This window comes from Halomonas urumqiensis (genome assembly GCF_003028575.1).
GTDB classification, from domain to species: domain Bacteria; phylum Pseudomonadota; class Gammaproteobacteria; order Pseudomonadales; family Halomonadaceae; genus Halomonas; species Halomonas urumqiensis.
The window spans coordinates 183,100-189,905 of sequence record NZ_PYUD01000005.1 but is presented as its reverse complement, the minus strand read 5'-3'; the positions used below and the strand labels follow the sequence as shown (position 1 = coordinate 189,905).

Here is a 6,806-nt window from a genome sequence, read left to right as displayed (position 1 = left end):
CCCTTTTCGCCTGACGACCATAGCGAGCGTGAACCACCTGATCCCATGCCGAACTCAGCAGTGAAACCGCTTAGCGCCGATGGTAGTGTGGGGTTTCCCCATGCGAGAGTAGGTCATCGTCAGGCACCTTTTCCGACACCCCAGCCATTGGCTGGGGTGTTGTCGTTTGGGGGTTTCCCCATGGAGAGTCCCGGAGCCCGGCGCGATCATCGTCAGGCACTTCTTCAGACAACACCCCGGCCATCTTGGCCGGGGTGTTGTTGTTATCAGGCCCCGAGTGCGAAAGCGCTCGGGGCTTTTTCGTGGTAGGGACGCTATTCATCCACAACGACTTCAAACCCTCCATAGATCAGCCGCTTGCCGTCGAAGGGCATGGGGTTGTTCTGCTGAGACAGGCGCGGATCCTCCATGATTCGCGGCATGGCCTGATCACGCACTGCGCGAGAGGGCCAGGTGATCCAAGAAAAGATCACCGTCTCGTCGTCTCTGCACTGGACCGCCAGGGGGAAGGACGTCAGCTTGCCCTGGGGAACGTCATCGCCCCAGCACTCGACCAGGCTCAGGGCGCCATACTCCTTGAAGACGACAGCCGCTTCCTTGGCATGCTTGATATAGGCTTGCCGGTTCGCCGTGGGTACCGCCGCCACGAAGCCATCCACGTAGTTATTCAGGTGGTTCATGATGCATCTCCTGTCTGGTCCTTAGGGGGCAGCTCCCTGACGGGACGCACTTCGATGGTGCCGAAGCGGGCTGGAGGTATACGGCTTGCCAGGCGCAATGCCTCATTCAGGTCCCGAGCGTCAAGCAGATAGAAGCCAGCCAGTTGCTCTTTGGTTTCGGCGAATGGGCCGTCGGATACCAGCACCTCGCCGTTCCTGACTCTCACATTGGTGGCATGGTCCACGCTCTGAAGTGCCTGGCCGGCAATGAAGTAGCCCTGTTCTGTCAGCCGCTCGACCCCGGCGATGCACTCCTGGTTGAGCGCATGCCACTCAGGCTCGCTCATGGCGTTGATCAACTGCTCCTGGTAGTAGACCAATGCGACATATTTCATCTTGGGTTCCTCCTTGCTTGATCCCTCGTTGTCTATCGCTTCCCTTCGCAGGGGAGTATTCGGGAGTCGTGTGACTCATAAGGGAATCGACAGCGGCAGCTCTTTTTTCACCTGGTCTGGTCGAGTTCCGCCAGTCGGCGGGCCAGGAAGCGGCGCTCGGGCCCCTGAGTGCAGAGTGCCAACGCATTGTGGTAGGCGTGTCGGGCGTCGGTGAGATGGCCGGCTCGGCGGTGCAGGTCGGCCAAGGCGGCATGATAGAGGTGGTACGTGACGACCTGTTTGTGGCTGGACAGTGCATCGAGCAGGGCGAGGCCGGCGTCGGGAGTGTCACTCATGGCCACCGCAACCGCGCGGTTAAGTGCGATCACCGGAGAGGGCTGGCAACGATAAAGCGCCTCATAGAGGCGCTCGATACGGCGCCAGTCGGTGGACTCGGCATCGACCGCCTTGGCATGAACGGCGGCGATGGAGGCTTGCAGGGTATATGGGGCGATGGGCGTCAATGCCAGGGCCTGCTCGAGCCAATGCATGCCGGTCTCGATCTGCGCCTTGTCCCACAGGTGACGCTGTTGTTCCTCCAGAGGCACCAGATCCCCTTGTGCGTCCTGGCGTGCCGCGCGTCTGGCGTCATGCAGCAGCATCAGGGCCAGCAGGCCGAAGGCTTCTCCATGAGGCAGCAGGCGCGCGAGGGACTGAGCGAGGTCGATGGCTTCGTCGGCGAGGTGCACGTCCACCACGCTGTCGCCGTCGCTTCGTGAATAGCCTTCGTTGAAGATCAGATAGATCACCCCCAGGACGTCTGGCAGACGCTTTGGCAGCTCGGCCTCATCGGGCGTCTCGTAGGGTACACCGGCATCGCGGATGCGGCGCTTGGCCCTTACGATGCGCTGCGCCAGAGACGCCGTCTTCTGCAGCAGGGCATTGGCGACCTGTTCGGTGGTGAGCCCAGCCATCTCTCGCAGGGTCAGCGCCAGGCGGTCGGGCATTGCCAGCACCGGATGACAGCAGGTGAACAGCAATCGAAGAGGGTCGTCTGCTATGGGCTGGGGCTCCGGTTCGTCGTCTTCCTCGGTTATCAGCAAATGAGCATGTCGACGGGCGGTCTGGCGGCGGCGGATCTGGTCGATGCCGCGCCGATGGCCGACACGGATCAGCCAGGCTAGTGGGTCGTCGGGGACTCCATGTTCCGGCCAGTGGTTCACCGCAGCGGCAAAGGCATCATGGAGCGCATCTTCCGCTGAATCGAAATCCCCCAGATGACGGATCAGAGTCGCTCGCACGCGGGGCGCATAGCGATGATAGAGGGACTCGATGGACGCTTGAACCTGCATGGGGGCTCTCCTGGGGGGGGCCATTTACGGCCTGGATCACAACCAAGAATAGCCGCTGGACCCGGGTGGAGGTGACCGGCAGGTAGAGAATGGCGAGACTCGCCGGAGGGCAAGAGGGAGGGGAAAGGGGAAAACGTCGGGCAGTCGTATGGCTGCCGGGGTTACCAAAGGGCGCCATCTGGCGCCCTTGGCATTTGAGTCCGGTTTACCCGCAGAGTGCTTCGAGTACCTCGATCAAGCTATCCATCTCGTCGTCGGTACCGATGGAGATGCGCAGGTAGTCGCGTAGCGCATCGGTATTGAAGTGACGAACCAGAATGCCTCGCTCACGCAACCCGACAAAGATCTGCGCGGCATCGTGTGTCGGATGTGTCGCCAGCACGAAGTTGGTCTGTGAAGGTAGTACCTTGAAACCAAGCGCCTCCAGACGGGTACGCGTGCGCTCGCGGGTTGCAATGACCGCGCCTCGGGTGGCGTCGAAGTGTTCCTGGTCGGCAAGCGAAGCGATAGCCACGGCGCTTGCCAGTGCATCGACCGGGTAGGAATTGAAGGAGTCCTTGACCCGGGTAAGGCCCTCGATCAGCTCCGGCGACCCCACCGCATAGCCAAGACGAAGCCCTGCCAGGCTGCGCGATTTGGAGAAGGTGCCTGTCACCAGAAGGTTGGAATACTTGTCGGTCAATGGCACAGCGCTCTCGCCACCGAAGTCAACGTAGGCCTCATCGATCAGCACCACACGGTCGGTCACTTTTTCTAGCAGGGCGGCGATGGCATCGCGGCCATGACCGTGCCCCGTGGGCGCGTTGGGGTTGGCGAAGATAATGCCGCCACTTTCGGCTTCGAAGGCGCCGAGGTCGACACGCCACTGGTCATCCAGTGGGTATGCCTTGCGCTCGATGCCATACATGTTGCAGTACACCGGATAGAAGCTGTACGAGATCTCCGGCGTGGCCAGGGACTTTGGCTGGCAGAAGAAGGCCTGGAAAGCCAGAGCCAATACTTCGTCGGAGCCATTGCCGACGAAGACATGGCTGGCAGGTACATCGAGTACAGTGGCCAAGGCCTCGCGTAGGGCGAGGGAGCCGGGGTCGGGATAGAGACGCAGGTGATCGGTGGGGAACTCCCGCAGCACGGCCCCGACGCCGGGTGCCGGGGGATAGGGGTTCTCGTTGGTGTTCAGCTTGATCAGGCGTTCACGGGGCTGCTCGCCGGGGATATAGGGCGTCAGCTCGCGAACCCGGGGGCTCCAGAACTTGCTCATTTTCGCTCGCTTGAATGGCACGGGATAGAGGGTCTGGTCATGGTGGCTTGCGCGGCGAGACCGCGCAAGCCTGCAGTCATGCTAGTCTGATAGCCTTTTTCGTGATCCGCACTCCATGGACCCTTCATGACAGCAAAGATTCTCGCCACTCTGTTGCCGGTCTTTCTGATTGCCGGCTGCGGTACGCTGTATGGACGCTTCCGCGCGCCGGACATCCGCAGCATCAATACCCTGAACATGGAGTTGTTCGTGCCGATGCTGGTGTTTGTCGTGCTGGCTGATGGGCAGGCTCCGCTTGAAGAATATGCAGGGCTGGCGGTGGCCGGGGCGGTGATCGTCATCGGCTCGGGGGTGTTGTTGTGGCCGGTGGTCAAGTGGCTGAAGTTGTCGCCGAAGACCTTCCTGCCACCGATGATGTTCAACAATTCAGGGAACATGGGGGTTCCTCTGTTGCTGCTGGCGTTTGGTGAGGCGGCCTTGCCGGCGGCGGTGGTGCTGTTTATCGTCGAGATGCTGCTGCACTTCTCGCTGGGGCTCTACCTGCTCAGCCCGCACACCCCGCTGTGGCGTATCCTGCGCATGCCGATCATGCTGGCCAGTGTCGCCGGGCTTGCCATCAATCTGCTGGGCATATCGCTGCCAGCCTGGTTGCTCGAGGCACTGCACATGCTGGGTGGCGTGTGTATCCCGTTGCTGTTGTTCGCCTTGGGTGTGCGAATGCTCGATATTGATTTTGGCGACTGGAAGACCGGGATTCTTGGCGCGGTGCTGTGTCCGTTGTCCGGTCTGGTGTTGGCCGTCCCGCTGATCTGGCTGTTCGAGCTTTCAGGCCTTCAGGCGGCGGCTCTCTGGGTATTCGCGGCCTTGCCTCCGGCGGTGTTGAATTATCTGGTCGCCGAACAGTATCGCCAGGAACCCCAAAAGGTTGCTTCGTTGGTGTTGATCGGCAATCTGGGGTCGCTGTTGGTCATGCCGGTCGTGCTGGCACTGGTCTTTACCCATGTGCATGCCGGAGTGAGTTGATACAGGGAACCCAACGCCTGCGGGACTGTCCGCTGATGGCATGAAAGGTTATGCTGTCCCTCAAGCTGCCATCATGCGTGGCAGTCTGCCCATTGGTTAGGAGGACGAACATGCAAATCAGGACCTTGCTGGCCGGCTCGGCCTTACTTGCGCTGTTGGCAGGTTGTGCCGCTGGCCCGACCGGTGACGGTGTCGCAGCGCCCGAGATGGAAGATACGGAAGTGGCCTACCAAGGAACGCTGCCATGCCGCAACTGCGATGGCATCGATCTCGATGTTCGCATGAGTGGTGATGAGCAGGCGGCAGCGGAAGAGCGGACCTTCACTCTCCAGGCAACCTACCGCGCGCATCCCCAGAATCCACCGGACGAGAACTACGCCGGTAACTGGGAAGTGCTGGGTGGTACCGCCACCGACCCGGATGCCACGGTTTATGAGCTGACGCCCGACGGTGAAGGCCAGATCTACTACTTCCTGCGTGTCGACGAGCAGACCCTGGAGTTGATCGACCCTCAGCGTCGTCGCTTCCAGAATAATGACATGCTGCAGCTGCGCCGCCAGTGATCCATTAGCCATGAATGACGAGGGGGCGGCCTGCGGGTCGCCCCCTTGCCGTTATGGCTGAATAGCCCGCAGCGCCTTCCCCACCCATCACTGACGAGACGCCTGAATGGCCAAAGCGAAGAGTGCCTTCGTGTGCACCGAGTGTGGTGCCGACTACCGCAAATGGCAGGGGCAGTGCACCAGTTGCCAGGAGTGGAACACGCTGAGCGAGGTTCGCCTTGCCGCTGCACGGCCCGGGGCTGGAAGTAGCACCTCGGCGACGGGGCGTGGTGGCTATGCGGGTGGCTTGTCACGAGACGTGGTGGATCTTGCCCATGTCGATCTCTCCGAGGTGCCCCGCCTCTCGTCTACCTTCGAGGAGTTTGACCGCGTACTGGGAGGCGGGTTGGTGCCGGGCTCAGCGGTATTGCTTGGCGGTAACCCGGGGGCGGGAAAGTCGACGCTGCTGCTGCAGACCGCCTGCAAGCTGGCGCAGAGTCGCCGGGTGCTGTACGTGACCGGTGAAGAGTCGCTCTCGCAGGTGGCGATGCGTGCGCATCGCCTGCAGCTGCCTGTTCAGGGCCTGAAGATGCTGGCCGAGACCAGTGTCGAGACGATTCTCGCCGTGGCCGAACGCGAAACCCCCGAGATCCTGATCATCGACTCGATCCAGACCATGCACCTGGAGGATATTGCCTCGGCACCGGGTGGCGTGGCGCAGGTTCGGGAGTCCGCTGCGGTTTTGACGCGTTTTGCCAAGCAGAGCAACACCGTGCTGTTGCTGGTGGGCCACGTGACCAAGGATGGCACCCTGGCAGGGCCCAAGGTGCTGGAACATATGATCGATGCCTCGCTGCTGCTCGAAGGTGGCGCCGACTCGCGCTTTCGCACCCTGCGTGGCCAGAAGAATCGCTTTGGCGCCGTCAACGAGCTTGGGGTGTTTGCGATGCTCGAGCACGGGCTGAAGGAAGTGAAGAACCCCAGCGCCATCTTCCTGTCGCGTACCCAGGAGCAGGCACCCGGCAGCTTGGTGATGGTGGTGTGGGAAGGGACTCGCCCGATCCTCGTCGAGGTGCAGGCGCTACTCGATGATTCACCACTTGGCAATCCGCGTCGGGTGGCGGTGGGGTTGGACGCCAACCGCCTGGCGATGTTGCTGGCCGTGCTGCACCGGCATGGTGGGCTTTTCACCGGCGATCAGGACGTGTTTCTCAACGTGGTAGGTGGCGTGAAGGTGCTCGAGACCAGTGCTGACCTGGCGGTACTGCTGGCGGTAGTGTCGAGCCTGCAGAATCGCGCGCTGCCGCAAGAACTGGTGGTGTTTGGTGAGGTCGGTTTGTCCGGTGAAATCCGCCCAGTGCCGAGTGGCCAGGAACGCATCGTCGAGGCAGCCAAGCACGGTTTCACCCGTGCCATCGTGCCTCGCGCCAACGCGCCGAAGCGTTCGCCCGCGGGCATGGAGGTGGTTGCCGTGGATAAGCTGGCCGATGCCCTCGAGGCACTGTAGCGATGATGACGTGGTGTCCCTGATTGCGCTGGTCTCAAGGGCTGCCCGTTGCCTTTAGCCCTGGCTGGATGCTGTAGACTAGCGGTAT

Annotated in this window: 7 protein-coding genes and 1 rRNA gene; 4 read left to right on the top strand and 4 right to left on the bottom strand. The window is 61.8% G+C overall.

Annotation, left to right across the window (positions count from 1 at the left end; genetic code table 11):
• Positions 1 to 9 precede the first annotated feature (9 nt).
• Positions 10 to 125 (top strand): 5S ribosomal RNA (gene rrf / locus C6V82_RS14080).
• A gap of 189 nt (positions 126 to 314) precedes the next feature.
• On the opposite strand, the gene C6V82_RS14075 is transcribed toward rrf, so the two are convergent.
• The 4 genes from C6V82_RS14075 to hisC all read right to left on the bottom strand — a co-directional run bounded on the left by C6V82_RS14075 (position 315) and on the right by hisC (position 3,646).
• A complete protein-coding gene (locus C6V82_RS14075; protein WP_102587378.1) occupies positions 315 to 680 on the bottom strand; it encodes a DUF1428 domain-containing protein in 366 nt (121 codons plus the stop codon).
• Entirely contained in the window at positions 677 to 1,054 is a 378-nt protein-coding gene (locus C6V82_RS14070) for a YciI family protein (protein WP_102587379.1), read from the bottom strand. Before C6V82_RS14070 ends, C6V82_RS14075 begins: the two co-directional genes overlap by 4 nt.
• Before the next feature lie 107 nt (positions 1,055 to 1,161).
• Complete coding sequence (locus C6V82_RS14065) at positions 1,162 to 2,385, bottom strand: RNA polymerase sigma factor (protein ID WP_102587380.1); 1,224 nt, start codon at positions 2,383 to 2,385, stop codon at positions 1,162 to 1,164.
• Between the two features lie 205 nt (positions 2,386 to 2,590).
• Positions 2,591 to 3,646, bottom strand: coding sequence for a histidinol-phosphate transaminase (gene hisC, locus C6V82_RS14060; RefSeq protein ID WP_102587381.1), 1,056 nt, complete (start codon positions 3,644 to 3,646; stop codon positions 2,591 to 2,593).
• Positions 3,647 to 3,772: 126 nt separating this feature from the next.
• Here hisC and C6V82_RS14055 point away from each other — a divergent pair, with 126 nt between their 5' ends.
• The 3 genes from C6V82_RS14055 (at position 3,773) to radA (ending at position 6,718) form a co-directional block, all read left to right on the top strand.
• Complete coding sequence (locus C6V82_RS14055; RefSeq protein ID WP_102587382.1) at positions 3,773 to 4,669, top strand: AEC family transporter; 897 nt, start codon at positions 3,773 to 3,775, stop codon at positions 4,667 to 4,669.
• A 110-nt stretch (positions 4,670 to 4,779) separates the two neighbouring features.
• Positions 4,780 to 5,232, top strand: coding sequence for a copper resistance protein NlpE N-terminal domain-containing protein (locus tag C6V82_RS14050; RefSeq protein WP_102587383.1), 453 nt, complete (start codon positions 4,780 to 4,782; stop codon positions 5,230 to 5,232).
• A 106-nt stretch (positions 5,233 to 5,338) separates the two neighbouring features.
• Positions 5,339 to 6,718, top strand: coding sequence for a DNA repair protein RadA (gene radA, locus C6V82_RS14045; protein ID WP_102587384.1), 1,380 nt, complete (start codon positions 5,339 to 5,341; stop codon positions 6,716 to 6,718).
• Positions 6,719 to 6,806: the final 88 nt, after the last annotated feature.